Origin of the sequence: Rahnella sp. EDr1-12 (assembly GCF_049206505.1) — a bacterium.
GTDB classification, from domain to species: Bacteria; Pseudomonadota; Gammaproteobacteria; order Enterobacterales; family Enterobacteriaceae; genus Rahnella; species Rahnella rivi.
In genome coordinates, this window is sequence record NZ_JBLZNY010000002.1 from 723,678 (window position 1) to 749,438 (window position 25,761).

The 25,761-nt window shown below is 53.2% G+C and carries 23 protein-coding genes and 6 tRNA genes; 14 read left to right on the forward strand and 15 right to left on the reverse strand.

What is annotated here, in order from left to right:
• Positions 1-406 precede the first annotated feature (406 nt).
• The gene (locus ACO0U8_RS12650) at positions 407-1,594 is read left to right on the forward strand and encodes a NupC/NupG family nucleoside CNT transporter (RefSeq protein WP_056774132.1); all 1,188 of its coding nucleotides are present in this window, start codon (positions 407-409) and stop codon (positions 1,592-1,594) included.
• A 137-nt stretch (positions 1,595-1,731) separates the two neighbouring features.
• Here the strand turns inward: ACO0U8_RS12650 and ACO0U8_RS12655 are convergent.
• Together ACO0U8_RS12655 and ACO0U8_RS12660 are read right to left on the reverse strand one after the other, a co-directional pair.
• Positions 1,732-1,807: transfer RNA gene (locus tag ACO0U8_RS12655), tRNA-Ala, on the reverse strand.
• 71 nt (positions 1,808-1,878) lie between these two features.
• Positions 1,879-1,954, reverse strand: a tRNA-Ala gene (locus ACO0U8_RS12660).
• Between the two features lie 352 nt (positions 1,955-2,306).
• On the opposite strand from ACO0U8_RS12660, the gene ACO0U8_RS12665 reads away from it, so the two are divergent.
• A complete protein-coding gene (locus ACO0U8_RS12665; RefSeq protein WP_056774127.1) occupies positions 2,307-3,098 on the forward strand; it encodes a formate/nitrite transporter family protein in 792 nt (263 codons plus the stop codon).
• A gap of 88 nt (positions 3,099-3,186) precedes the next feature.
• On the opposite strand, the gene gltX is transcribed toward ACO0U8_RS12665, so the two are convergent.
• Complete coding sequence (gene gltX / locus ACO0U8_RS12670) at positions 3,187-4,605, reverse strand: glutamate--tRNA ligase (RefSeq protein WP_056774124.1); 1,419 nt, start codon at positions 4,603-4,605, stop codon at positions 3,187-3,189.
• A gap of 263 nt (positions 4,606-4,868) precedes the next feature.
• On the opposite strand from gltX, the gene ACO0U8_RS12675 reads away from it, so the two are divergent.
• The 4 genes from ACO0U8_RS12675 (at position 4,869) to ACO0U8_RS12690 (ending at position 5,266) form a co-directional block, all read left to right on the forward strand.
• Positions 4,869-4,944 (forward strand) — tRNA-Val (locus ACO0U8_RS12675).
• A 44-nt stretch (positions 4,945-4,988) separates the two neighbouring features.
• Positions 4,989-5,064: transfer RNA gene (locus tag ACO0U8_RS12680), tRNA-Val, on the forward strand.
• A 43-nt stretch (positions 5,065-5,107) separates the two neighbouring features.
• A tRNA-Val gene (locus tag ACO0U8_RS12685) sits at positions 5,108-5,183 on the forward strand.
• 7 nt (positions 5,184-5,190) lie between these two features.
• Positions 5,191-5,266 (forward strand) — tRNA-Lys (locus ACO0U8_RS12690).
• Between the two features lie 102 nt (positions 5,267-5,368).
• On the opposite strand, the gene eutC is transcribed toward ACO0U8_RS12690, so the two are convergent.
• The 3 genes from eutC to eat are packed head-to-tail and all read right to left on the reverse strand — an operon-like array spanning position 5,369 to position 9,004.
• Positions 5,369-6,181: an ethanolamine ammonia-lyase subunit EutC gene (eutC, locus tag ACO0U8_RS12695; protein WP_421670903.1), complete on the reverse strand. Its 813-nt coding sequence runs from the start codon at positions 6,179-6,181 to the stop codon at positions 5,369-5,371.
• 9 nt (positions 6,182-6,190) lie between these two features.
• Complete coding sequence (locus ACO0U8_RS12700) at positions 6,191-7,573, reverse strand: ethanolamine ammonia-lyase subunit EutB (protein WP_056774120.1); 1,383 nt, start codon at positions 7,571-7,573, stop codon at positions 6,191-6,193.
• A 21-nt stretch (positions 7,574-7,594) separates the two neighbouring features.
• Positions 7,595-9,004, reverse strand: coding sequence for an ethanolamine permease (gene eat / locus ACO0U8_RS12705; protein WP_056774116.1), 1,410 nt, complete (start codon positions 9,002-9,004; stop codon positions 7,595-7,597).
• Between the two features lie 269 nt (positions 9,005-9,273).
• Here eat and ACO0U8_RS12710 point away from each other — a divergent pair, with 269 nt between their 5' ends.
• Together ACO0U8_RS12710 and ACO0U8_RS12715 are read left to right on the forward strand one after the other, a co-directional pair.
• On the forward strand, positions 9,274-9,822 hold the full coding sequence (locus ACO0U8_RS12710) for a nucleotidyltransferase family protein (protein WP_421670997.1): 549 nt from the start codon (positions 9,274-9,276) through the stop codon (positions 9,820-9,822).
• Between the two features lie 103 nt (positions 9,823-9,925).
• Positions 9,926-10,267, forward strand: coding sequence for a FlxA-like family protein (locus ACO0U8_RS12715; RefSeq protein ID WP_217204582.1), 342 nt, complete (start codon positions 9,926-9,928; stop codon positions 10,265-10,267).
• A 31-nt stretch (positions 10,268-10,298) separates the two neighbouring features.
• Here the strand turns inward: ACO0U8_RS12715 and ACO0U8_RS12720 are convergent, their stop codons facing one another.
• On the reverse strand, positions 10,299-11,225 hold the full coding sequence (locus ACO0U8_RS12720) for a LysR family transcriptional regulator (RefSeq protein ID WP_056774109.1): 927 nt from the start codon (positions 11,223-11,225) through the stop codon (positions 10,299-10,301).
• Positions 11,226-11,323: 98 nt separating this feature from the next.
• Between ACO0U8_RS12720 and ACO0U8_RS12725 the strand changes: the two genes are divergently transcribed.
• Positions 11,324-12,316 (forward strand): bile acid:sodium symporter family protein, encoded by a 993-nt coding sequence (locus ACO0U8_RS12725; protein WP_421670904.1) that lies wholly within the window; start codon positions 11,324-11,326, stop codon positions 12,314-12,316.
• Positions 12,317-12,366: 50 nt separating this feature from the next.
• Here ACO0U8_RS12725 and ACO0U8_RS12730 read toward each other — a convergent pair whose 3' ends face one another.
• The 3 genes from ACO0U8_RS12730 to zipA all read right to left on the reverse strand — a co-directional run bounded on the left by ACO0U8_RS12730 (position 12,367) and on the right by zipA (position 15,697).
• The gene (locus tag ACO0U8_RS12730; protein ID WP_421670905.1) at positions 12,367-12,609 is read right to left on the reverse strand and encodes a DUF3820 family protein; all 243 of its coding nucleotides are present in this window, start codon (positions 12,607-12,609) and stop codon (positions 12,367-12,369) included.
• 3 nt (positions 12,610-12,612) lie between these two features.
• Complete coding sequence (gene ligA, locus ACO0U8_RS12735) at positions 12,613-14,634, reverse strand: NAD-dependent DNA ligase LigA (protein ID WP_056774099.1); 2,022 nt, start codon at positions 14,632-14,634, stop codon at positions 12,613-12,615.
• A gap of 70 nt (positions 14,635-14,704) precedes the next feature.
• Positions 14,705-15,697, reverse strand: coding sequence for a cell division protein ZipA (gene zipA / locus ACO0U8_RS12740; RefSeq protein WP_122097465.1), 993 nt, complete (start codon positions 15,695-15,697; stop codon positions 14,705-14,707).
• A 223-nt stretch (positions 15,698-15,920) separates the two neighbouring features.
• Here zipA and cysZ point away from each other — a divergent pair, with 223 nt between their 5' ends.
• The 5 genes from cysZ to crr all read left to right on the forward strand — a co-directional run bounded on the left by cysZ (position 15,921) and on the right by crr (position 20,898).
• A complete protein-coding gene (gene cysZ, locus ACO0U8_RS12745) occupies positions 15,921-16,706 on the forward strand; it encodes a sulfate transporter CysZ (protein WP_421670906.1) in 786 nt (261 codons plus the stop codon).
• Between the two features lie 234 nt (positions 16,707-16,940).
• Positions 16,941-17,906 carry a cysteine synthase A gene (gene cysK / locus ACO0U8_RS12750; protein WP_056774087.1) on the forward strand — a complete coding sequence of 322 codons (966 nt, stop codon included), beginning with the start codon at positions 16,941-16,943 and terminating at the stop codon, positions 17,904-17,906.
• 400 nt (positions 17,907-18,306) lie between these two features.
• On the forward strand, positions 18,307-18,564 hold the full coding sequence (gene ptsH, locus ACO0U8_RS12755) for a phosphocarrier protein Hpr (protein ID WP_003038086.1): 258 nt from the start codon (positions 18,307-18,309) through the stop codon (positions 18,562-18,564).
• 49 nt (positions 18,565-18,613) lie between these two features.
• Entirely contained in the window at positions 18,614-20,341 is a 1,728-nt protein-coding gene (gene ptsI, locus ACO0U8_RS12760; protein WP_056774083.1) for a phosphoenolpyruvate-protein phosphotransferase PtsI, read from the forward strand.
• A gap of 47 nt (positions 20,342-20,388) precedes the next feature.
• A complete protein-coding gene (gene crr, locus ACO0U8_RS12765) occupies positions 20,389-20,898 on the forward strand; it encodes a PTS glucose transporter subunit IIA (protein ID WP_056774079.1) in 510 nt (169 codons plus the stop codon).
• A 100-nt stretch (positions 20,899-20,998) separates the two neighbouring features.
• Here the strand turns inward: crr and ACO0U8_RS12770 are convergent, their stop codons facing one another.
• The 5 genes from ACO0U8_RS12770 to ACO0U8_RS12790 all read right to left on the reverse strand — a co-directional run bounded on the left by ACO0U8_RS12770 (position 20,999) and on the right by ACO0U8_RS12790 (position 25,732).
• Positions 20,999-22,324, reverse strand: coding sequence for a HAMP domain-containing sensor histidine kinase (locus ACO0U8_RS12770; RefSeq protein ID WP_056774076.1), 1,326 nt, complete (start codon positions 22,322-22,324; stop codon positions 20,999-21,001).
• Between the two features lie 4 nt (positions 22,325-22,328).
• Entirely contained in the window at positions 22,329-23,012 is a 684-nt protein-coding gene (locus ACO0U8_RS12775) for a response regulator transcription factor (RefSeq protein WP_056774073.1), read from the reverse strand.
• Between the two features lie 100 nt (positions 23,013-23,112).
• Positions 23,113-23,997 carry a cysteine synthase CysM gene (gene cysM, locus ACO0U8_RS12780; protein WP_421670907.1) on the reverse strand — a complete coding sequence of 295 codons (885 nt, stop codon included), beginning with the start codon at positions 23,995-23,997 and terminating at the stop codon, positions 23,113-23,115.
• 140 nt (positions 23,998-24,137) lie between these two features.
• Positions 24,138-24,893, reverse strand: coding sequence for a M23 family metallopeptidase (locus tag ACO0U8_RS12785; RefSeq protein WP_421670908.1), 756 nt, complete (start codon positions 24,891-24,893; stop codon positions 24,138-24,140).
• Positions 24,893-25,732 carry a prepilin peptidase gene (locus tag ACO0U8_RS12790; protein WP_217204586.1) on the reverse strand — a complete coding sequence of 280 codons (840 nt, stop codon included), beginning with the start codon at positions 25,730-25,732 and terminating at the stop codon, positions 24,893-24,895. Before ACO0U8_RS12790 ends, ACO0U8_RS12785 begins: the two co-directional genes overlap by 1 nt.
• Positions 25,733-25,761: the final 29 nt, after the last annotated feature.

The window sequence follows — 25,761 nt, forward strand, 5'->3', positions numbered from 1 at the left end:
GGATTAACCCCTACAATTATTACGCTTACACAAATATCGTCTAAATGATAATGATTATCAAGTGCATTTAGAAAAATTTGAGCGATGATTCTGATAGGCAGTAAGCGACGACGTGATAACTGAGTGGTTATTCGCCCGCCCGGCTTTCTCAATCCGGGCGCGCGCGCTTTCCTAAAACAGAGGCTGTTTGACCAGATTTAGAACGCATTACGGCACATGATAAAGCTAGCACAAGAAAGCAAATTGTGCCTATTTTTCTTAACATCTTGATTTTTTGTGTGGTGGAATGGGATTTGTTGCAATTCATGTCTGCAATTTCTATATTTGCAAGCGACTTCACGTTTTAAATGTACGCGTTACATAGAATGTCCGTCGAAATATAGCCTGCCTCTAATTTGGAGCACCCATGTCTAACATTTTGCACTTTGTATTAGCGTTGGCCGTTGTCGCAGTACTCGCTTTACTGGTGAGCCGTGATCGTAAAAGCATCCGTTTGCGTTTCATCGTTCAGCTGTTAGTGATCGAAGTCCTTTTAGCCTATTTCTTCCTGAACTCATCTATTGGTTTAGGTTTTGTGAAAGGCTTCTCAGATATGTTTGAGAAATTATTAGGATTCGCTGCGGAAGGAACCGGCTTCGTATTTGGGGGCATGAGCGATAAGGGATTAGCGTTCTTCTTCTTGAAAGTCTTGTGTCCGATCGTGTTTATTTCCGCACTGATCGGTATTTTGCAACACATTCGCGTACTGCCTTTCGTCATCCGTATCATCGGTACGGTACTGTCGAAAATTAATGGCATGGGAAAACTGGAATCTTTCAACGCCATCAGTTCCCTGATTTTGGGTCAGTCAGAAAACTTTATCGCGTATAAAGATATTCTGGGCAAGATGTCTGAAAAACGTATGTACACCATGGCCGCTACGGCAATGTCGACTGTTTCTATGTCGATTGTGGGTGCGTATATGACCATGCTGGAACCGCGTTTCGTCGTGGCTGCGCTGGTGCTCAACATGTTCAGTACCTTTATCGTACTGTCTCTTATCAACCCTTACAGAGTTGATTCGGAAGAAGACCTGCAGATCGGTAACACGCACCAGGGTCAGAGCTTCTTTGAAATGCTGGGTGAATATATCCTCGCCGGCTTCAAAGTGGCGATCATCGTTGCAGCCATGTTGATTGGTTTCATCGCACTGATTTCCTGCCTGAATGCGCTGTTCGACGTGGTATTCGGTATCACCTTCCAGGGCGTGCTGGGTTATGTCTTCTATCCGTTTGCATGGATGATGGGCGTTCCAAGCCACGAAGCCTTGCAGGTGGGCAGCATGATGGCAACCAAACTGGTTTCCAACGAGTTCGTGGCGATGCTGGATCTGCAGAAAGTGGCGGCTGAATTGTCACCACGCAGCGTCGGTATCCTGTCCGTGTTCCTGGTGTCCTTCGCTAACTTCTCCTCGATTGGTATCGTGGCAGGGGCTATCAAAGGCCTGAACGAACATCAGGGCAACGTGGTTTCACGCTTCGGCCTGAAATTGCTGTACGGCTCAACGCTGGTCAGCGTGTTGTCTGCTTCTATCGCGGGTCTGGTACTGGCGTAAGTAAGCAAACGACTGAACGACAAAGAAACCCGCTTCGGCGGGTTTTTTTATGGCTGCAATTCCGTGCTGCAACCATGAAGGAAAAATGACAACGCGCAGAAAGCAAAAAACCCGCCGAAGCGGGTTTCTTTAATATTTGGTGGAGATAAGCGGGATCGAACCGCTGACCTCTTGCATGCCATGCAAGCGCTCTCCCAGCTGAGCTATACCCCCACACGAGGTCGTACACATTTACTTTTTGTTTCCTCTGGAGGGAAACAGCCAACTTACTCTGGAAAGGAAGTTGGTGGAGATAAGCGGGATCGAACCGCTGACCTCTTGCATGCCATGCAAGCGCTCTCCCAGCTGAGCTATACCCCCAATTCAAACCAGTAAAAACCGGTGAACGGGGCGCATCATATGAAACCGTGTCTACCCTGTCAACGGCTAAATCGGTTTCTGCAATCAAGCGCTGAAAAAGCCGCCAAATACCCCATTTCGCAGGGAAATCCGCCCTGCCCTTAAACAAATTTTTAGCAGGATGCGTTGTTTTACGATCGTCTCTCCAGACCGCATTTTCACTAGCTTTATGATCGGCAAACACATTTTATTAACAAGCACGTTTGAATGATTAATGAAATGTTAGCAGACTATTAAAATCGTCTTGTTTTGAGATAACTCTCAGAATAGACTGCTCGCGCAATAATCATAATCCATTACGACGAGCAATCTCATGTCCTTGTATTCACCTAAAGAAATCGCATCCATCGCTGTCTCGGCAGGCGTGACGAAAAGTCATTCCTCCGTGTTGAATTTGTTAATTTTGGGTTTCCTGGCGGGCGCATTCATCGCCACCGGCTTCCTGCTGGATCTGCATGTAATAGGGACGTTACCTGCATCCTGGGGCTCTTTCAGTAACTTACTGGGCGCCGCTGTATTCCCGGTAGGCATCATTCTGACTGTGTTAGCAGGGGGAGAACTGCTGACCGGTAACATGATGACCTTACCTATTGCCTGGTTCGCACGTCAGATCAGTCTGTTTGCCGTATTGCGTAACTGGTTCTGGGTCACGCTGGCCAATCTGTTAGGTAGCCTGGCGGTCGCGTACTTCTTCGGCCACGTGTTAGGGCTGACGGAAGGCGCATTCCTCAGCAAAACCGTCGCCACTGCCACCGCAAAAGTGAATGCTGACTTTATGCATGCCTTCATTTCAGGGATCGGCTGCAACTGGCTGGTGTGTCTGGCGATCTGGCTGGCATTCGCCAGTAAAGACGTTGGCGGCAAAGTGATCGGCATGTGGTTCCCGGTCATGGCATTCGTGGCAATCGGGTTCCAGCACGTGGTGGCGAACATGTTCATCGTGCCTGCGGCAATCTTTGCCGGCGCACTGAGCTGGTCCCAGTACTTCCCGAACTTCGTTGCCGTATTCCTCGGTAACGCCGTAGGCGGTGCAGGCTTTGTCGGTCTGATGTACTTCCTGGCTTATCGCCCGACGGTAGCAACACCGGCGACCGAACAACGTTAATTCAGGCGTTTTTCACGCGTCGGATTTATAAAAAGAAAAAAGCCAGCCGGTTTCCCGCGCTGGCTTTTTTTATGACGAGCGGCTGTGATTATTGAGCTTGTGTTTCGCGCTCAGCAATAAAGGCTAACGCCATGTCGATACGCGCCAGCACGCGGCTCTGGCCGATAGCATGGACGGTCACGTCAACACCCGGTGACTGGCCTGCGCCGGTCACGGCGACACGCAGCGGCATACCGACTTTACCCATTCCGACTTCCAGCTCATCTGCCGTGCCCTGAATGGCATGGTGAATGTTTTCAGCCGTCCAGTCAGTGATGGCAGCCAGTTTCGCACGCACTACTTCCAGCGGCTGACGTGCCACCGGACGCAGGTGTTTCTTCGCTGCATCGGCATCAAACTCTGCAAAATCTTCGTAGAAGTAACGGCAAGATTCCGCCATCTCTTTCAGCGTCTTGCAGCGCTCACCCAGCAGGGTCACGATCTCAAACAGCTGCGGTCCGTTACGGGTTTCGATGCCAGCCTGCTCTACGTGCCACAGCAGATGGGTCGCCACGTACTGCGGATCCATCGCGTTGATGTAATGATGGTTCAGCCATTGCAGTTTTTCAGTGTTAAACGCGCTGGCAGATTTGCTGACGTTTTCCAGTGAGAACAGCGCTTTCATTTCGTCGCGGCTGAAGATTTCCTGATCGCCATGGGACCAGCCCAGACGCACCAGATAGTTCAGCAGCGCTTCAGGCAGATAACCATCGTCACGATACTGCATCACACCGACCGCACCGTGGCGTTTGGACAGTTTTTTACCGTCGTCACCCAGAATCATAGAAACGTGGGCATAAACCGGTACAGGCGCGCCCAGCGCTTTCAGGATGTTGATCTGACGCGGGGTGTTATTGATATGGTCTTCGCCACGGATAACGTGGGTGATTTCCATATCCCAGTCATCGACCACGACGCAGAAGTTATAAGTAGGAGAACCATCGGTACGGCGAATGATCAGATCATCGAGCTCATCATTGCTGAATTCGATCGGGCCACGGATCTGGTCATCAAAGATGACGGAACCTTCCTGAGGGTTACGAAAACGCACCACACACGGCTCATCAGCGGCGTGATGTTCATGGCTGTCACGGCAGCGGCCGTCATAACGTGGCTTTTCGTTATTCGCCATCTGGTGTTCACGCAGCGCTTCCAGACGCTCTTTAGAGCAATAGCATTTATACGCAGTGCCGTTTTCCAGCATTTCGTCGATCACGCCGTTATAGCGGTCAAAACGTTTGGTCTGGAAATACGGGCCTTCATCCCAGTCCAGATTCAGCCAGTTCATGCCATCCATAATCGCGTCGATAGCTTCCTGAGTGGAACGCTCGAGATCGGTGTCTTCGATGCGCAGCACAAACTCACCGCCAAGGTTGCGGGCAAAGAGCCAGGAATACAGTGCGGTACGGGCGCCGCCGACGTGCAGATAGCCGGTCGGGCTTGGGGCAAAACGGGTTTTGATTTTCATCCGGGTGCAACCTTAATCACGCAACGCCAAGAAACGCTGCTCTTAATTAACAAAAAGTGGCTGACATTCTACCACTCTGCCCTGATTCCTCAACGCTGATACAGGGTAAGGTCGCCGGTTTAAGACCATGAATGCGTAAAGAATCGACTACGCGGGCGAGAAAGACGTCATGTTGTCTAAAAATAAGCCGAACGATCATTTTTGTTTTTAAAAAGCGTTGACGTAATTTCAAGTATCCCTATAATGCGACTCCATCACGACGGGGGCGATTAGCTCAGTTGGTAGAGCATCTCCTTTACACGGAGGGGGTCGGCGGTTCGAACCCGTCATCGCCCACCACTCTTAGAGTGGACGCGTTGTGATAGTAAGCAGGAATGAGAAATGGGCGATTAGCTCAGTTGGTAGAGCATCTCCTTTACACGGAGGGGGTCGGCGGTTCGAACCCGTCATCGCCCACCATTTCTCAGCAGTTTCTGACTTACGTTGTGGAGTACCCAGAAGTGGGCGATTAGCTCAGTTGGTAGAGCATCTCCTTTACACGGAGGGGGTCGGCGGTTCGAACCCGTCATCGCCCACCACTTCTGCGGGCCGTTAGCTCAGTTGGTAGAGCAGTTGACTTTTAATCAATTGGTCGCTGGTTCGAATCCAGCACGGCCCACCAATTCAGAGAAAAGCGCCTTTTAGGCGCTTTTTTCGTTTCTGTACTCCGGAACTCAAACCGTGATGGAGGCGAACCAGCTGCTGGTTCTATTTTTTCCCTCCTCTACTCCAGCTTAAACATCGGCACGACTTTGTTGTGCAGCGCCGGGTTATCGCTCTCATCCTTCAGATTTACCCCCGACAATTTTCGCTGGAATGATTGTTCGAGCAGCCACGCCAGCTTAAAAGCCGCCTGCGGATAGTTCAGCCCTTCCGGACGCACGTTCGAAATACAATTTCTTTCTGATTCCAGCCTTTTGGTGTGCGGCCCCCACGTCATGTAAATCCCCAGACTGTCCGGCGAGGATAAGCCGGGGCGTTCACCAATCAGAATCGCCACCGCCTTAGCATTCATCACCTGCGCAATATCATCGCCCAGCGCCACGCGCGACTGATGCGCCAGCACCACCGGCCCTAATGCCAGTTCCAGCGTGTTTAAATAAGGCAGCAATGCACGAATAAGCGGAACGGCCTGACGGTGCACCGCCTTCGAAGACAAACCGTCTGCCACAATCAGAACAACATCTGACGGCTTCACATTAAGGCTTTGCAGCGACTGACGGCTTTCTTCCGAAAGTTTACGCCCCAGATCGGGGCGGCACAGATAGGTGGCTCTGTCCGATGCAGCGCTGGCGACGGTGAGCGTTTTCAGCCCGAGTTGCTGAAGTTCGGTTTCCAGCGATTCACTGTCAAAGGGTTGATGCACAGCGTCACGCGCCTGGGCGTGAGCTAAACCGAAACGCAGCAGTTCTTGTGTGGGTAAGCTTGAACCGGTGCGCCCCAGTGCAATACGTGCGGCGGTAAACTGACGCAGCGTTTCCCACGGATTGTTGTGCACCAGCTGGATTTCCCCCGGTGCTTTCTCATTATGTGTCACAGGCTTCCCTCAGCTTAACTGCGGCAACTGACGCAGCAACGGATGCGACGCGCGGGCATCCTGCAAAATGCCCTGCGGATCGATGATGTTCATTTTCTCCAGCCAGACTGCAAACTCCGGCGCATGTTTCAGCCCCAGCAGTTCGCGGATATAGAGTGCATCGTGGAAAGAGGTGCTCTGATAATTGAGCATGATGTCGTCCGCGCCCGGTACGCCAATCAGGAATGTCAGCCCGGCGGTGCCCAGCAGCGTCAGCAGCGTGTCCATATCATCCTGATCGGCTTCGGCGTGGTTGGTGTAACACACATCGCAGCCCAGCGGCACACCCAGCAGTTTTCCGCAAAAATGGTCCTCCAGCCCGGCACGAATGATTTGCTTGCCGTCATACAGATACTCCGGCCCGATAAAGCCGACCACCGTATTGATCAGCAGCGGTGAAAAACGCCGGGCGATGGCGTAAGCCCGTGCCTCGCAGGTTTGCTGATCCATGCCGAAATGCGCATTGGCAGACAAACAGCTGCCCTGCCCGGTTTCGAAATACATCACGTTGTCGCCAAGCGTGCCGCGTTTCAGGCTGAGTGCCGCCTGTTGCGCTTCTTCCAGCAAGGCGAGATCGATACCAAAACCACTGTTAGCCGCTTGCGTACCCGCAATCGACTGAAACACCAGATCGACCGGCGCACCACGTTCCACCAGCTTGATGGTGTTGGTGACGTGTGTCAGCACGCAGGATTGCGTGGGAATCTCAAAGCGCGTGATGATGTCGTCGAGCATGTAATTGAGATTTTCCAGCAGCGGTAAACTGTCGCTGGCCGGATTGATGCCGATCACCGCATCGCCGGACCCGTACAGCAGGCCGTCGAGCATACTGGCGGCAATACCCTGTAAATTATCGGTCGGATGGTTCGGTTGCAGGCGCACGCTCATGTGTCCTGGCAGCCCGATGGTATTGCGAAACTGGGTGATCACGCGGCATTTTTTAGCGACCAGAATCAGATCCTGATTACGCATCAGTTTACTGACCGCCGCCGCCATTTCCGGGGTGATCCCCCAGGCGACCGCCGCCAGCACCGCGCTGTCGGTTTTTTCACTCAGCAGCCAGTCACGAAAATCGCCAACAGTGAGATGTGAAATCGCGGCAAACGCCGCGACATCATGAGTATCAACAATCAGCCGCGTAACTTCGTCCTGTTCATAGGGCACCAGCAGTTGTTGCAGGAAGGTTTTCAGCGGCACCTCCGCCAGTGCCATCTTCGCCGCCATGCGCTCTTCTGCGCTGGCCGCCGCCACTTCGGCAAGATAATCCCCCGATCGTGCGGGGGATGCTTTTGCCATCAGCTCGCGTAAATCTTTAAACCGGTAGCTGCGGTGGCTCAATGTGGTCTGAAACATAACGCTCCTTAGCGAACCGGGTTATTTGCCGATTTTGGCCGATGCCGGTCGCAATCCACGTAACTGCGGGTCTTCCGCTGCGTCACGGCGTGCCTGATGGGTGAGAAGGAACCAGGCGTAAGCCAGCAACATCATAGCGGCGAAGATTAAAAACAGCAGCGTGTTGTAATAGATCATAGCCCCCAGACAGACCACCGCCAGCACCAGTGCCAGCGCGGGAGCGAAAGGATAGAGCGGCGCACGAAACGGACGGATCAGGTTCGGCTCGCTGCGGCGAAGTTTGAACAGGGCTGCCATCGAAATGATATACATCACAATCGCCCCAAATACTGACATGGTGACGATATTTGCCGTCAGCGGCTGGCCGCCAATCACAATCAGAGAATCCGAGAAAATTGCCGCAATGCCCACCACGCCACCGGCAATAATGCCCAGATGCGGAGTCTGAAAACGGGCGTTCACCGTCGCCAGCCGTTTCGGTAAATACCCCGCGCGCGCCAGCGCAAAAATCTGGCGGGAATACCCCATAATGATGCCGTGGAATGATGCGATAAGCCCAAACAGCCCCAGCCACACCAGCATGTGCAGCCAGCCGCTGTCGCTGCCGACAATCAGTTTCATCGCCTGCGGTAACGGGTCATTAATATTGGACAGCTTCGTCCAGTCGCCCACACCACCCGCAAACAGCATCACGCCGAGCGCCAGCACGGTGAGCGTCAGGATCCCGCCGATAAAGGCTTTCGGAATGGTTCGCTGCGGATCTTTCGCTTCCTCAGCGGCCATTGATGCACCCTCAATGGCAAGAAAAAACCAGATCGCGAAAGGGATCGCGGCAAAAATACCGGAGAACGCCGCCGGGCTGAACGTATCGCTGCCCGCCCAGCCGCCGTGCATAAAGTTCGACATTTCAAAGCCAGGTGCCACCACGCCCATAAACACCAGCAATTCGAAAATCGCCAGCAGCGTGACCAGTAACTCGAAGGTTGCGGCAATGCTCACGCCAAGAATGTTGAGCACCATAAAGACGATATAGGCGCCAACCGCCACCCATTTGGGTTCGATGGCAGGAAACTGTACGTTGAGATAGGCCCCGATCGCCATCGCGATGGCGGGTGGCGCGAAGACGAACTCCACCAGCGTGGCGAATCCGGCGACAAATCCCCCGGTGGGTCCGAAGGCGCGGTAAGCGTAGGCAAAAGGCCCACCGGCATGAGGAATGGAGGTGGTGAGTTCGGTAAAACTAAAGATAAAGGCGCAATACATCGCGGCAATCACCAGTGCGGTGATGAGAAAACCCAGAGTTCCTGCCTGAGCCCAGCCGTAACTCCAGCCAAAATACTCGCCGGAAATAACCAATCCGACGGCGATGCCCCAGAGTTTAAAACTGCCCAGCGTCCGCTTTAAAACGGGAGTGACTTTCGTGGTTTGCATGTGTGATCCCCTGCCCGGTGATAACTCAATTTTTGTTGGAAGCGAAAATGCCGCAGTGCTGCCCGGTCTTTCTGCCCACATCCGATCCTGCAAAGGCTGTACCACTTAAGCCATCCCGCGCCGAAGCGGCCTGACACCTTTCAGCCCGCCGTTTTGCTTCATTTTGGCGCGCCGGTGTGGCCGTAAAATCCGAAACGGTGCGTTGGAGTGCTGTCATGTAATGCGGCTACAATAAAGCGCCCCCTTCCGGAGACTGACGCGTGAAAGAGATGGAACAACGAATTATCACCTGGCTCGCAGAAGAGCCACTGCATCTGCGGGCCCTGACCGAGGTGCGTAAACTGGGGCTTAACGATGCCTGGCTGGCGGCTGGATTCGTACGCAATCTGGTGTGGGATCGGCTGCACGGTTACGATCAGGCGACGCCGCTCAACGACATCGACGTGGTGTATTTCAGTCCAGAGAATTGTTCGTCCCTGGAGGATCAACGCCTCGAACAGCGCCTGTTACAGTCCTCACCCGACCTGCCCTGGTCTGTGAAGAATCAGGCGCGGATGCATCAGCGGCACGGCCACGCGCCTTATACTTCCAGCGCACAGGCCATCAGTTACTGGGTTGAAGTGGAAACGGCGATTGGCGCACGCATGACCCCTGCCGGGCAGATCGAGCTCAATGCGCCACTCGGGCTGGAGGCCCTTTTTACGTTCACTATCACGCCCAATCCGCGTCATGCCATCCCTGCGGTCTTTGCCGAACGCATCAGCAGCAAAGGCTGGCTGACACGGTGGCCGGAACTTGTCGTGCAAGCGCCGCGCTGACAGGGTAAGAAATCTGCGAAAACAATAAAGCCCGGCTCAGCGCCGCCGATAACGCTTAAGCACCCTTACGTGCAAAAAATTATCCACACTAAGCGAGGCTATTATGAGCACAATCAGTGCCACCGGCAGTTCGGTGAGTTCGTCCTCCAGCAGCGATGCGGGCAGCAGCAGCCAGATTGCGCAGCTGACGAAACAGATTCAGAAACTGACCGAGCAGGTCAAAAGTCTGAGCAGTTCAGGGGGCGATAAGGAACAGGTAAAACAACAGCAGGAACTGTTACAGCAACAAATCGAAATGCTGCAACAGCAAATTGCGGAGATCCAACAGCAGCAGGCCGATAAAGCTCTCGAGCAGCAGCAAAAAGCCGAAGAAGCGTCTGACATCAAAAAAGAAGAAGGCGTTAATAAGCCAACTGACACCAATGCCATTGATATCTACGTGTAACCGACGTTAGTCAGAAACAGCCAGCATGGTGTCAGGGTTTGAACATGCCCTGCTGGCTGCGTTTTTCACTCAGCAGTAAAGCCTGGTCTTTTACTACCTGCCAGATGGCCTGCGCGGCGGGAGACAGCGAGCGGTTCTTGCGTTTTGCCAGCATCAGCACGCGGTTAATTTCCGGCTCGAGCGGCCGGATAGCCAGCCTGCTCCCCTGTGGCACCGGCAGCGCCAGCGCCGGAAATACGCTGATGCCAATGCCAGCCTCCACCATCGGGAACAGCGTCGCGGTATGGCCGATCTCCTGAACGATTTCCGCCTTTACGCCCTGTGACTTCAGCGCTTTATCAATCAGCACGCGGCTGCCTGAGGCGTAATCCTGTAAGACCAGCTTGCAGCCGTTTAACGCTTTCCACTTGATGGCGCTCTGGCTGGCAAACGGATGATCTTCAGGACACATCAGCAAAAATGGCTCATTCAGTACCGGTTCGCAGTCGAGATCCGTACTGGCACCGGGGTCGATCACAATACCGAAATCCACTTCCGCATTACGTACGCTGTTGAGCACCAGTTGCTGCGCCTGATCGCGGAGTAAAATACGAATGTCGGGATAAAGCTGTTCGCCGCTGGCGATGCACTGAGGCATCAGTTGTGCGGAAATGGTCTGGCTGGATGCAATCCGCACGCGACCATTGTGCTGAGTGCCGAAACTTCGCGTATCAAGCAGCATCGCGTGCAACTCATCGAGCAGAGGCTCGGCACGGTTTGCGAGACGCCGCCCGGCATCGGTCAGCGCCACTTCCCGCGTGGTGCGATCCAGCAGCCGCACGCCCACCTCCCCTTCCAGCTCTTTCATGCTGTGACTGACTGCCGACTGGCTCAGGCCGATGGCTTCCCCTGCCCGGCTGAAGCTGCCGTAGCGGGAAACGGCGACGAAAACGCGTAGCTGCCGGAGAGAATAATTCATGAATTTTCCGCATTAATGGATTAAATAAATCAATTTTTTAATTGTAACCCACAGGCTCAGAATAGCGGAACGATATGACCCCTTTCTGAGACACCACAATGCGTTTCTTACCCGACCGTTTCACTCTTACGCTGATCGCCACCGTGCTGCTGGCGACGTTTTTCCCGGCAAGCGGCATGTTTGTCGCCTTTTTCAATAACCTGACGATTATCGCCATCGGCCTGCTGTTCTTTATGCACGGTGCCAAGCTGTCGCGTGAGGCGATATTTCAGGGCAGCAATAACTGGCGGCTGCATCTGTGGGTGATGTTCAGCACCTTTATCCTGTTCCCGGTGCTCGGTCTGCTGTTTCAGTGGTGGCATCCGGTAGACGTCAGCCCGCAGATTTACAGCGGTTTTGTTTATCTGTGCATTCTGCCTGCTACCGTGCAATCAGCGATCGCGTTCACCTCACTGGCTGGCGGTAACGTGGCGGCGGCGGTGTGCAGCGCCTCGGCATCAAGCCTGCTGGGGATTTTCGTTTCACCGTTGCTGGTGAGCCTGCTGATGCATGTGCAGGGCACCACCGGTAACGGGCTTGAGCAGGTCGGCCACATCGTGTTGCAACTGCTGGTACCCTTTATCGCCGGCCATTTGTTGCGCCCGCTGATTGGCGGGTTTGTTGAACGTCACCGTAAGATGATTGGCAAAACTGACCAGACCTCCATCCTGCTGGTGGTGTATACCGCCTTCAGTGAGGCGGTCACTCAGGGGATCTGGCATCAGGTTGGCCTGGGTTCACTGCTGTTTATCGTGGTGTTCAGTGTGGTGCTGCTGGCCTTCATTCTGGTGATCAATACTTACATGGCACGCTGGATGGGTTTCAGCAAAGCGGATGAAATCACCATTGTGTTCTGCGGTTCGAAAAAAAGCCTGGCGAACGGGATCCCGATGGCCAACATTCTGTTCCCGGTCAGCGCGATTGGCATGATGGTGTTGCCACTGATGATTTTCCATCAGGTTCAGCTGATGACCTGTGCGGTGCTGGCGAAGAGATATCAGAAAAAACAGCAGGACATGGCGCAGAAGTCAGCGCAGATTACGGCATCGTAGAAACAACAAAGGCGCTGAAATCAGCGCCTTTGTTCATTTATTTCCTGACCTCAGTCGTCAGTTCCACCCAGACCCGGCCCGCTACGGCGCAGCGGGTTAATCAGACTTTGCAGCCCTTCGCTTTTGATTGTCAGCGTCAGTTGCATCAGCTCACCGAGTTTTCCCTGCGGAAATTCGTCTTTGCGGGCGAACCACAGCAAATATTCTTCCGGTAAGTCGATCAGCACCCGTCCGGCATATTTACCGAACGGCATCACCATATTGGCAATCTGGATCAGATCTTCTTTTTCCATCGCTTATTCACCCAGCAGGCGGATCATCTCCGCTTCATCGATAACCGCGATCCCAAGCTCCTGCGCTTTCGCAAGCTTTGATCCCGCCGCTTCACCGGCAATCACCAGATCGGTTTTCTTCGATACGCTGCCGGAGACTTTCGCGCCCAGCGCCGTCAGACGATCTTTGGCTTCGTCACGGGAGAGGATCGAAAGCGATCCTGTCAGCACCACGGTTTTACCGGCGAAAGGACTGTCGATCTCTTCCGGTACGATCACCTGTACTTCCGGCCAGTGAATGTTGATTTCCGGGCTGAGCAGCTCGTCGATCACCTGCTGGTTATGCTCTTCCGACAGGAAATTCACCACGTGTTTCGCCACCACGTCACCGACATCCGGAACGGTTTTCAGGGATTCAATATCCGCCGCTTTCAGCGCTTCCACTGAGCCATAATGTGCAGCCAGATTGGACGCCGTCGCTTCGCCGACTTCGCGGATACCGAGCGCATACAGGAAACGCGCCAGCGTGGTTTCTTTGGCTTTCTCCAGCGCGCTGACCACATTTTGCGCGGATTTCGGCCCCATACGATCCAGGCCGGTAAGTTTGCCCGCGGTCAGACGGAACAGATCCGCCGGATTTTTGACGTACTCTTTTTCCACCAGCTGATCGATAATTTTATCGCCCATGCCGTCAACGTCCAGCGCGCGGCGGGAAACGAAATGTTTCAGCGCCTCTTTGCGCTGTGCGCCACAGATAAGCCCGCCGGTACAACGGGCAACGGCTTCGCCTTCCACACGTTCAACGTCTGAATGACAGACCGGGCAGTGTGCCGGAAATACCACTTCGCGGGCATTTTCAGGGCGCTCTTCCATCACCACGCCAACGACCTGCGGGATGACATCACCGGCACGGCGAACGATAACTGTATCGCCGATGCGCAGGCCCAGACGCTCGATTTCATCGGCATTGTGCAGCGTCGCATTACTGACCATGACGCCCGCCACCAGCACCGGTTCCAGGCGCGCCACCGGCGTAATCGCACCGGTCCGGCCAACCTGGAATTCGACGTCTTTCACCAGCGTGATTTGCTCCTGCGCGGGGAATTTAAACGCCGTCGCCCAGCGCGGCGCACGCGCTACAAAGCCCAGCGTTTCCTGAATATCCAGTGAATCAATTTTGACAACGACGCCATCGATATCAAAGCCCAGCGCAGGGCGGTCAGCTTCCACCTGACGGTAAAACGCCACCACTTCGTCGCTGCCGGTGCAGACTCGCACGCGATCGCTGACCGGCAGGCCCCAGGCTTTCAGCTGTTGCAGGCGTTCATAATGGCTGCGGGGTAATTCACCGCCGTCCAGCACACCTATGCCGTAGCAGAGAAACGTCAGAGGGCGTTTGGCCGTAATGCGCGGATCAAGCTGGCGCAGGGATCCCGCCGCCGCGTTACGCGGATTGGCGAACACCTTGCCGCCGGTGCGACGCGCTTCTTCGTTCATCGCTTCAAAACCCGGCTGCGGCATAAACACTTCACCGCGCACTTCGAGACGCGCAGGAATATTGTCACCGTGCAGACGTAGCGGGATGGCGCGGATAGTGCGCACGTTGGCGGTAATGTTCTCGCCCGTGGTGCCGTCGCCGCGCGTGGCCGCCTGCACCAGTTCACCGTTCTCATACAACAGACTGACCGCCAGCCCGTCGAGTTTCAGTTCACAGCAGAAGGTCAGCGGTTCAGCCGTTTTCAGCCGGTCCTGAACGCGCTTATAAAATGCCAGATAGCTCTCTTCATCGAAGACGTTATCCAGAGAAAGCATCGGTACCTGATGTTTAACCTGCCCGAATTCAGAAAGCGGCGCGGCACCGACGCGCTGCGTCGGTGAATCGGCGGTGACCAGATCAGGGTATGCCGTTTCCAGCTCGCGCAGTTCGCGCATCAGACGATCGTATTCTGCATCAGGCACTTCAGGGGCATCAAGAACGTGATACTGATATTCGTGATGGCGCAGCTGAGTGCGTAATTGGTGGATTTGTTCTTCGATAGTGGCCATGACTCACCGTGGAGATAAAAAACCCCCGCAAGCGGGGGTCAGGAGATAGGGGATGTCACAACCGCCTGAGTCAGGCAGTCGCCTCGAGGACCTCACGGATCCGCGCTTTATAGGTTTCGAGCTTCTGCGGCGTAATCATACGACGCTCATCGTCAAGCACCATCGCACCGACATCATCGGCAATGCGTTGGGCAGACTGCAACAGCAGTTTGAAGTTCTGATGCGCATCGCCAAAGCAAGGCACCATCATGAACAACGTAATTCCTGGTGTGGAGAAGTCGGACATATTGTCAGGGTCGAATGAACCCGGTTTGACCATATTTGCCAGACTGAACAACACCGGACCACTGCCCGCAGGGCTGACGTGACGATGGAAAATATTCATGGCACCAAACTGGAAGCCCGACTGAAGCACGCTGTTGAGCAACACTTCGCCGCCGATAACGCCGCCCTGATGCGCAGCAACGTGCAGCACCAGAACCGTCTCTTTCAGCTTCGCTTTTTCTGCCGGTGCATCTGGCTCAGCAGGCGCAAAAGCTGACGACTGAGGCTCTGCCTTCGCCGCAGGGGCTGCATCCGCATGAATCTCCTGCGGAGGAACCGGTGCCTGCGTTCTCACTGGCGCTGAAGGCGCAAAATCGACCGCAGGTTCGCGGCGGGATGCGACATCAGGCTCAGCGGCAGAATAACCACTTAACAGCGGATCTTCCTGAACAGCAGTGTGTTGAGGCTGAGCGGGTTGCGGTTGACGAGCAGCAGGGGCTGGCGCTGGCTGCACAGGCTGAACCTGTGGCTGACGTGGCGGTGCAGCCTGTTCTGGCTCATCATACTGACCAAAAGTCGGTTCATCCTGAGGATAAGCAGGACGCACGCGCACTTCCCCCACTCCATCGACAAAATCGTCCGACGGAGACTGGTCCCGTTCTTTTTTCATTCGTTTAGCTGGACGATCACGAAACAGCGAAGAGCGTTCTTTACGGCTGGTCCACAAACCGTGCAATAACAACGCTATTATGGCGATCGCGCCAACAACGATTAATATCAGACGCAAATCCTGCATCATTGCTATCTCTGTTGTTCTAATTCATTGCCACCACGGCAAACATTCACATGTTTAACTCTATTTGCCCACGTAGATAAGTGCAAGTCTGGACTCTACTTTCTGCTAATAAACATGGTAGTCGCACCTTTTTTTGCTGTTTTTTCCGCCAATACGCGGCTAGCCAGTGGAAAATCATACCGATATGATAGTCCATGTCATTCAACTCAGAGAGAAAATTTCATCCATGACTTCATCACCAGGCGCCGGACAACACAATGGCGTGCATTATTTCAAACAGGGCTGGACGCTCATTTCCTTACCAGGGAACCGACGTTTTGTGATTTTGCCCCTCGCCGTCAACGTGATTTTGATGGGCGGAGCCTTCTGGTGGCTGTTCAGCAAACTGGGAGAATGGATCCCCGCGATGATGAGCCGCATTCCCGGCTGGCTCAGCTGGCTGGATTATCTGATCTGGCCGGTGGCGGTGATTTCCGTGGTGCTGGTGTTCAGCTATTTCTTCAGCACCCTGGCCAACCTGATTGCCGCGCCCTTCAGCGGCCTGCTTTCCGAACAACTTGAAGCCCGCCTGACCGGCAAAGCCCCACCGGATACCGGCATCTGGGACATCATGAAAGATCTGCCACGCATCATGAAACGCGAATGGCAGAAGCTGGCGTATTACCTGCCGCGTGCTTTGCTGCTTTTCGCACTGTATTTCATTCCGGTGATAGGTCAGACCGCAGCACCGGTGCTTTGGTTCCTGTTCAGCGCCTGGATGGTGGTGATCCAATACTGTGACTATCCTTTTGATAATCATAAAGTCAGTTTTGCCGATATGCGGCGGTCGCTCGGCAAAAACAAAATCGACAACATGCAGTTTGGCGCGCTGGTCAGCCTGTTTACCATGATACCGGTGCTGAATCTGGTGATCCTGCCGGTTGCCGTGTGCGGTGCGACGGCGATGTGGTGCGATCGTTACCGGGATCTGTATGTCCGAAATAACCGCGACGTCAATCCGACACGTGGCTGAGCCGCGTCAGCACTTGTTTTAACAGCCTTTTATTTCAACAGCCGCCCTGCGCGGCTGTTCGCTTCACTTGACTTTTGCGCGTCAAACTTATTTCTTAATAACCTATCGATATACCAAATACCAAAAGCTTACTTCACTCGAAAAGCCGTTCGCGTATGCTTTTCTGATTCCCACTAATTTCAGAGTGTTGAAAGCTTCACACCGTGGATATTTCATACAGTTAAAGGACGGGTTATGAGCAAGATCTATGAAGACAATTCATTAACAATCGGCCATACGCCACTGGTTCGCCTGAACCGTATCGGTAATGGACGTATCCTGGCTAAGGTCGAGTCGCGTAACCCGAGCTTCAGTGTGAAGTGCCGTATCGGTGCCAACATGATTTGGGACGCCGAAAAACGCGGGATTTTGACCAAAGATATCGAACTGGTTGAACCTACCAGCGGTAACACGGGTATCGCTCTCGCGTACGTCGCCGCCGCGCGCGGCTACAAACTGACGCTGACCATGCCTGAAACCATGAGCGTGGAACGCCGCAAGTTGCTCAAAGCTCTCGGTGCCAATCTGGTGCTGACCGAAGGCGCAAAAGGCATGAAAGGGGCGATCGCCAAAGCGGAAGAAATTCAGGCCAGCGATCCGCAACGTTATCTGATCCTTCAGCAGTTCAGCAACCCGGCGAACCCGGCCATTCACGAACAAACCACCGGCCCTGAAATCTGGGAAGATACCGATGGCGACGTGGATGTACTGATTGCTGGCGTCGGCACCGGCGGTACTATCACCGGAACGGGCCGTTATCTGAAAAGCAAAAAAAGCAGCGTGACGCTGGTGGCCGTGGAGCCAACCGATTCCCCTGTTATCACCCAGACGCTTAACGGCGAAGAAGTGAAACCAGGCCCGCACAAAATCCAGGGCATTGGTGCCGGTTTTATTCCGGGAAATCTGGATTTAGAACTGCTGGACCGTGTGACGCTGATCACAAATGATGAATCCATTCAGATGGCACGCCGCCTGATGGAAGAAGAAGGGATTCTGGCCGGGATTTCTTCCGGTGCAGCCGTCGCCGCCGCAGTGAAATTATCTGAAGAAGCCGACTTTGCCGATAAAACCATCGTGGTGATTTTACCGTCTTCCGGTGAGCGCTATCTGAGTACCGCATTATTTGCAGATTTGTTCACTGAAAAAGAATTGCAACAATAATGCCACATCCTTGAAATCGATTAAAAAAGCACCTTAACGGGTGCTTTTTTGTGGGCTACGTCAAACTTTACACCACTCTGCCATTGATTTTACCCGCCAGGTTTAGTATTTAACCGGACAATTATTTCGGTGCGCGAAATTAATCGCTTCCACCCCGCCTCCCGCTGAATCGATTTACCGATTTGTTACAAGGGGGAAAAAGACGGCATAATGGGGTGATAACAGGAAAGCCTAGATCTAGGGCAAAGAGTTTTATCGCAGAGTGCGCTATTTTCTCTTTTCTGTTGCATCAGAACCTGCCCCTGAACCATAGTCAGGCGCGAATCTCTCAGGCCAAAGTGAAGCCAGTACGCTAAACTTTAGCTCCACAACATTACTTTAATAAGTTGGGGAAACAACAATGTTCCAGCAAGAAGTTACTATCACTGCACCTAATGGTCTGCACACTCGCCCGGCGGCACAATTCGTGAAAGAAGCGAAAGGTTTCACTTCTGACATCACCGTGACTTCAAACGGTAAAAGCGCCAGCGCTAAAAGTCTGTTCAAACTGCAAACTTTGGGCCTGACCCAAGGTACCGTTGTGACCCTCTCAGCTGAAGGTGAAGACGAGCAGAAAGCCGTTGAACACTTGGTAAAACTGATGGCAGAGCTCGAGTAACAACAGCCGCTCTTATATAGTTTAAACCAGTCAAGAGAAAGGTAGGGTTATGATTTCAGGCATTTTAGTATCTCCCGGTATCGCTTTCGGCAAAGCACTTCTGTTGAAAGAAGATGAAATTGTCATCAACCGGAAAAAAATCTCTCCCGATCACGTTGATCAGGAAGTTGAACGTTTCCTTACTGGCCGTGCGAAAGCATCTGCCCAGCTGGAAGTGATCAAGACCAAAGCCGGTGAGACCTTCGGTGAAGAGAAAGAAGCCATCTTCGAAGGCCACATCATGTTGTTGGAAGACGAAGAGCTTGAGCAGGAAATCATAGCCCTCATCAAAGACGAGCACGCTTCTGCTGACGCAGCGGCTTACTCGGTGATTGAAGGCCAGGCGAAAGCCCTGGAAGAGCTTGATGATGAATACCTGAAAGAACGTGCGGCTGACGTGCGTGACATCGGTAAACGTCTTCTGCGCAACATTCTGGACATGGCGATTGTCGATCTGAGCTCCATCCAGGACGAAGTGATTCTGGTTGCGACCGATCTGACGCCGTCAGAAACAGCACAGCTGAACCTGAACAAGGTGCTCGGCTTTATTACTGATTTAGGTGGCCGTACTTCTCACACCTCTATCATGGCCCGCTCACTGGAACTGCCTGCTATCGTAGGTACCAGCGACGTGACCAAACAAGTCAAAAACGATGACTATCTGATCCTTGATGCCGTGAACAATAAAATCTACGTCAACCCGACGGCGGATATTATTGACCAGCTGAAAGCGGTTCAGAACCAGTACATCTCTGAAAAAGACGAACTGACCAAGCTGAAAGATCTGCCTGCGATTACGCTGGACGGTCATCAGGTTGAAGTCTGTGCCAACATCGGTACCGTGCGCGACGTCGCCGGTGCAGAGCGCAATGGCGCTGAAGGTGTCGGCCTGTATCGTACCGAATTCCTGTTCATGGACCGTGACAGCCTGCCTACCGAAGAAGAGCAATTCCAGGCCTATAAAGCCGTTGCTGAAGCGATGGGTTCACAAGCTGTTATCGTACGTACCATGGACATCGGCGGTGATAAAGACCTGCCGTACATGAACCTGCCAAAAGAAGAAAACCCGTTCCTGGGCTGGCGTGCAATCCGTATCTGTCTGGACCGTAAAGAAATTCTTCACGACCAGCTGAAAGGTATTCTGCGTGCTTCTGCGTTCGGTAAACTGCGCATCATGTTCCCGATGATCATTTCTGTTGAAGAAGTGCGTGAACTGAAAGCAGAACTCGAAATGCTGAAAGTCCAGCTGCGCGAGAAAGGCCAGGCGTTCGATGAAACTATCGAAGTTGGCGTGATGGTAGAAACTCCGGCCGCGGCCGTGATTGCTCACCATCTGGCAAAAGAAGTCGATTTCTTCAGTATTGGTACAAACGACCTCACCCAGTATACTTTGGCTGTGGATCGCGGTAACGAGCTGATCTCTCATCTTTACAACCCAATGTCTCCGTCTGTACTTGGCTTAATCAAGCAAGTTATTGACGCATCTCATGCTGCCGGTAAATGGACAGGGATGTGCGGCGAGCTAGCCGGTGACGAACGTGCTACACTTCTTCTATTGGGCATGGGGTTAGATGAGTTCAGCATGAGTGCTATCTCTATCCCACGCATCAAGAAAATTATTCGCAATACAAACTTCGAAGATGTGAAAGCGCTGGCAGATGAGGCTCTGGCTCAACCTACGGCGCAAGAGTTGATGAACCTGGTCAACAAGTTCATTGAAGAAAAAACACTCTGCTAATTGCGCGATGCTGTAAAGCTGCCCAAATTAATGCTTAGGAGAAGATCATGGGTTTGTTCGATAAACTGAAATCATTGGTTTCTGATGATAAAAAAGACGTTGGCACTATTGAAATCGTAGCGCCAATTTCTGGTGAAATTGTCAACATTGAAGATGTGCCAGACGTTGTTTTCGCTGAGAAAATCGTCGGCGACGGTATTGCTATCAAACCAACTGGCAACAAAATGGTTGCTCCGGTTGACGGCACTATCGGTAAAATCTTTGAAACTAACCATGCTTTTTCAATCGAATCCGACAGTGGCATCGAACTGTTTGTTCACTTCGGTATCGATACGGTGGAACTGAAAGGCGAAGGCTTCAAACGCATCGCTGAAGAAGGCCAACGTGTGAAGAAAGGTGATTTGATTATCGAGTTTGATCTGGCTCTTCTGGAAGAGAAAGCGAAGTCTACCCTGACTCCGGTTGTTATCTCTAACATGGACGAGATCAAAGAGCTGATTAAACTGACTGGTAGCGTGACAGTGGGCGAAACCCCAATTATCCGCATCAAGAAGTAAGTCGCTTAGCGATAAGAAAGAAAAACGGCGCTCAGGCGCCGTTTTTTTATGTCTGCAATTCTGTAATCTGGCGGAACGTCCCCGCCCGCAACCCGCCGTTTCAGATCTTCCAGTGCGGTACCTGCAGACTGATCACCAGCCCGTGAGGGTGCGCATTACGCGCATCAACCTTCCCTTCGTGGGCAACCATCACCTTGCGGGTGATCGCCAGCCCCAGCCCGTAGCCTTTGCCTGAAAGCGGCGACTTCACGCGCACGAACGGGTCAAAAATACTCGACAGCTTATCTTCTTCCACGCCCGGCCCCTGATCGGCCACTTCAATCTGCAAATACTCTTCGAGATGCGCCAGAGAAACCGTGATGGTTTGCCCCCGCGCCGAAAAACGAAGCGCGTTACGCACCACATTATCGACCGCGCGACGCATCAGCTCCGCATTTCCTTTGACCGTGTAATCCGCGCTGTCCGGCGTCTCAGGCGACATCACGATCTCCACGCCCGGCAGCTGCGCTTCATAACGCGCATCATTGACCACGGCCTCTACCAGCCCGTACAGGTCGAAATACTCTTCATCAGGGATTTCACTGCTTTCTGTGCGCGATAACGCCAGCAGTTCGCCGATCATCTTATCCAGGCGCCCTGCTTCGTGTTCGATACGGCTCAGCGATGTTTCTACGTTGGAAGGATTTTGCCGCGCCAGCCCGATCGCCAGTTGCAAACGCGCCAGCGGAGAACGCAGCTCGTGCGACACATCATGCAGCAGTTCTTCACGCGCTTTGACCAGCACCTGCAAACGTTCGGCCATGGCATCGAAATCACGCGCCACTTCGGAAAGCTCATCGTGGCGTTTTCCCATACTGGAGAACAGACGCACCGAGAGATCGCCCTGCGCCACCCGACCAAAGGCTTTACGCATTTGCAGCATCGGCCGCGTCAGGTTCCAGGCCAGCACGGCGCTGAACAGCAACCCGCCCAGACCGCCGAGCCACAACAGCGGCGGGGGCATATTCAGTAAATCCCGGTGGCGCTGCGGCCGGTATTCGTGCATCAACCCCTGCACATCATAACGCAGGCGATAGCCCTGCCCGTTCGGCCCCTGAACGAATTCCACCACTTCGTGAGGGATTTTCCCCGGCTCTAAATCCTCCACGGTGTCGCCCTGCGCAGGCAGCAGCGAAGGTGTCACCGAAAACAACTGGCGATCGCTCTCCGGCCAGTTCGCCATCATATTATTGAGTGCAGGCATTCCGCCTGTATGCAGCGTGGAGACGGCCGAATTGATTTGCAGTTTGACAAAGCGCCGGGCGATACCACTTTCCGGCGGCTCATGCGGGTTATAAAAGGCGAAAACCACCCAAAGGCCCTGGGTGATGGCAACGAAGGTAAACCAAAATCCTAAAAGGATTTTCCAGAACAGCCTTCCGCGCATACGTTTATCGGATCCGGTAACCAATGCTGCGCACCGTCTCAATAGTCAAAATGTCGCCACCGTCCAGTGAACCGAGTTTCTGACGGATATTGCTGATGTGCACGTCGATGCTGCGATCATAAGCTTCACGGGGACGCCCCAGACCTTTTTCCGACAATTCATCTTTTGACACCACACGTTCCGGAGAACGTAACAGCAGTTCGAGAAGATTGAACTCAGAGGCCGTCAGGTCGAAAGACACGCCGCGCCATTCACTGCTGCGGGTGGCAGGGTTGAGCGTCAGATCGCCGTAGTTGACCGAAGAGGAATCAGAGTGCGATTCCTGCTGTTCTTCCACACGACGCAGCACCGCACGCAGACGGGCCACCAGTTCGCGCGGATAGCACGGTTTTGGCATGTAATCATCCGCGCCCATTTCCAGGCCGATCACGCGATCAATGTTATCGCCCTTGGCGGTCAGCATGATGATCGGCAGACGGCTGTTCTTGCGCACCTGACGCAGCACATCGATACCGCTCATGTCCGGTAACATGATGTCGAGGATCATCGCGGTGTATTCGCCAGACATTGCGCCTTCCACACCCGCTTTACCGGTCAGAACCAGAGAGGCATCAAAGCCTTCGGCAATCAGGTATTCACTGAGCATGGTGCCCAGTTCAAGATCGTCATCGACTAACAAAATTTTCATTATTTTTCCGCCTGACTAAAATTTTGGTCATTTTTACCACTAAGCCTGCAATTCGCAGCCGCTTTTACTCTAATTTTACATTCATCAGCTGAATATAGAATCAGACATCAAAAACGCCAGTAGATAAATACCGGTCGCCACGATCGCAGATGATGGCAACGACTACGCTGCCCGGCTGGCTTTTTGCCACGCGCAACGCGCCTGCCACGGCACCGCCGGAGCTGACGCCGCAGAAAAGCCCCTCTTCACGCGCCAGAGCCCGCATAGTCTCTTCTGCCTCTGTCTGGCCCATATCCATCACGTCATCAACCAGATCAGGTTTGAAAATGCCCGGCATATATTCAGCTGGCCAGCGGCGGATACCCGGAATGCTGCTGCCCTCGGACGGTTGCAGCCCGACAATCGTGACGGCGGCACTCTGGCTGCGCAGATAGCGGCTGACGCCGGTGATGGTGCCGGTGGTGCCCATGCTGGAAACAAAATGCGTCACACGCCCGTGAGTCTGCTGCCAGATTTCAGGGCCGGTGGTGGTGAAGTGCGCGAGGGGATTGTCGGGATTATTGAACTGATCCAGCACTTTCCCCTGCCCCTGCTTCTCCATCTCCAGGGCGAGGTCCCGTGCGCCTTCCATGCCCTGCGCCCGGCTGACCAGCAGCAACTCAGCGCCGTAAGCGCGCATAGAGGCCTGACGTTCAAGACTCATGTTTTCCGGCATCAGCAATGTCAGTTTGTAGCCTTTAAGTGCGGAAATCATCGCCAGTGCAATACCGGTGTTGCCGCTGGTGGCTTCAATCAGCGTATCGCCGGGGCGGATTTCACCACGCTTTTCTGCCTGCTCAATCATAAACAGTGCTGCGCGGTCTTTGACTGAGCCGGCAGGATTATTGCCTTCCAGTTTGACCCAAATCTCGCTATCCAGCCCGGCAGTCAGCCGCTGTAATCTGACCAGAGGGGTATTACCGATATAGTGTTCGAGCGTGCTCACTGTGCTTGCCTTATCTTGCGGATATGAAAAAAGAGCGGTTATAAACCACTCTTTAAAATCTGTAATAGAAGGAAATTAACAGCAGGGAGAATGATTGGCAAACAGTTGTACGGCCAGATCAGCGATTTTGAAATGGCGTGTTAACTGGCGTTGAGAATTTTTTCCAGCGCATAACGCTTGCCGCGGCTGACTATTCTGAAGTTATTAAAAACTTTGTCACCGGGTTGAGCGAAGATCAGTTTATTGCCTTTTTTAACGCCAATTTTCATTCTGCCTGCTTTTCCTGAAACCAGCACAATTCTCGGCAGTGGCGGAGGCTGAATTTTGGCGGGAGCGGCTGGCTGGGTTTCATTCGCCGGGGCGACTGTAAAGCCTGATGAACCCGATTTTCCTGAGAATAACAGCGTTGCCGGGTTGATAAGCTTTCCGTTATAGCTTAATTCGAAATGCAGATGCGGGCCGGTCGTCCGCCCCGATGCGCCGGAAAGCGCAATAATATCGCCCTTCGACACTTTTTGCCGGGCATGCACCTTAATGCTGCTCAGATGCAAATACTTACTGACCCAGCCGTTTTTATGGGTAATCACCAGATATCGCCCGGAAATCGGATCACCGGCCACCTGTGTCACGGTTCCATCCTGAACGGACGCCACTTTGCTGAACATCGGAGCCTGAAAATCCGTGCCGTGATGCTCAGCATAGCGCGCCGTGACCGGGTGGAAACGCCGCCCGAACCCGGAAGTCACCTGCATAGGGATCAGTAAAGGAGGGGCGAGTGAAATTTGTCTGCTGACATGCTGGGCTGAAGCCGGTTTAAGCTTATGCCCTTTCGGGCCCGCCACCGCCCACTGCGAACAAATCAACACGCCCCAAAGGCACCCTTTCCACAATGTCATCAGGGGACAATGCAGATATGGAAAAGGATCAAACCCGCCAGAGCAATCGCCGGGCCGAAGGGAATATACTTATTCTCCTGGGTAAACGGGCTGTCAGAAACATGCAGGATTTTCTCGTAATATCCCCATGCCGCCAGATAGAAAAATCCGCCGACGACAGAAGAAATTAAAATTAATTCCGGCAATAAATCTAATCCTAACCAGGCGGATACCGCCGCATAGAGTTTTACATCGCCGTTACCCAGCCCATCATGACCGCGGAATTTTTTATATAACGTCATCACACCGTACATCACCGCCCAGGCGGTAATAACGCCCAGCACAGACTGCTGCGGTTTCACCGGGATGATATCAAGCACGGAAGCCAGCACTCCGCCCCATAACAACATAAAGACCAGTGAGTCGGGCAGAAGCATACTTTTGAGATCTATCATCGCCAGCGTATATAAAATACAAAAGAAACCCATACAGAAGACGAACTCACTCACGCTGATACGCGGAACCAGGTGCAATGCCATTAATGTAAACCAGATACCCACAATCGCTTCCGATATCGGATACTGGACGGAAATACCGGTTCCGCAGAACCGGCATTTCCCTTTAAGCCATAGCCAGCTGAATACAGGAATATTATCGCGTTTCAATATTGGCTTATCACATTCCGGGCAATGGGAAGGGGGCCACCAGAGGTTAAATACGCCGGTGGTGGTCTCTTCCTCATAGTGTGCAAGAACCATCAGCGGCAGCCGATAAATCACCACATTGAGGAAACTCCCAATCACTAACCCCACGATCAAGGCAAATATCGGGTAACTTGAAAACAAAATAAATTCAGCCATACTATTTCCAGTGCTATAAGTTCTTATGA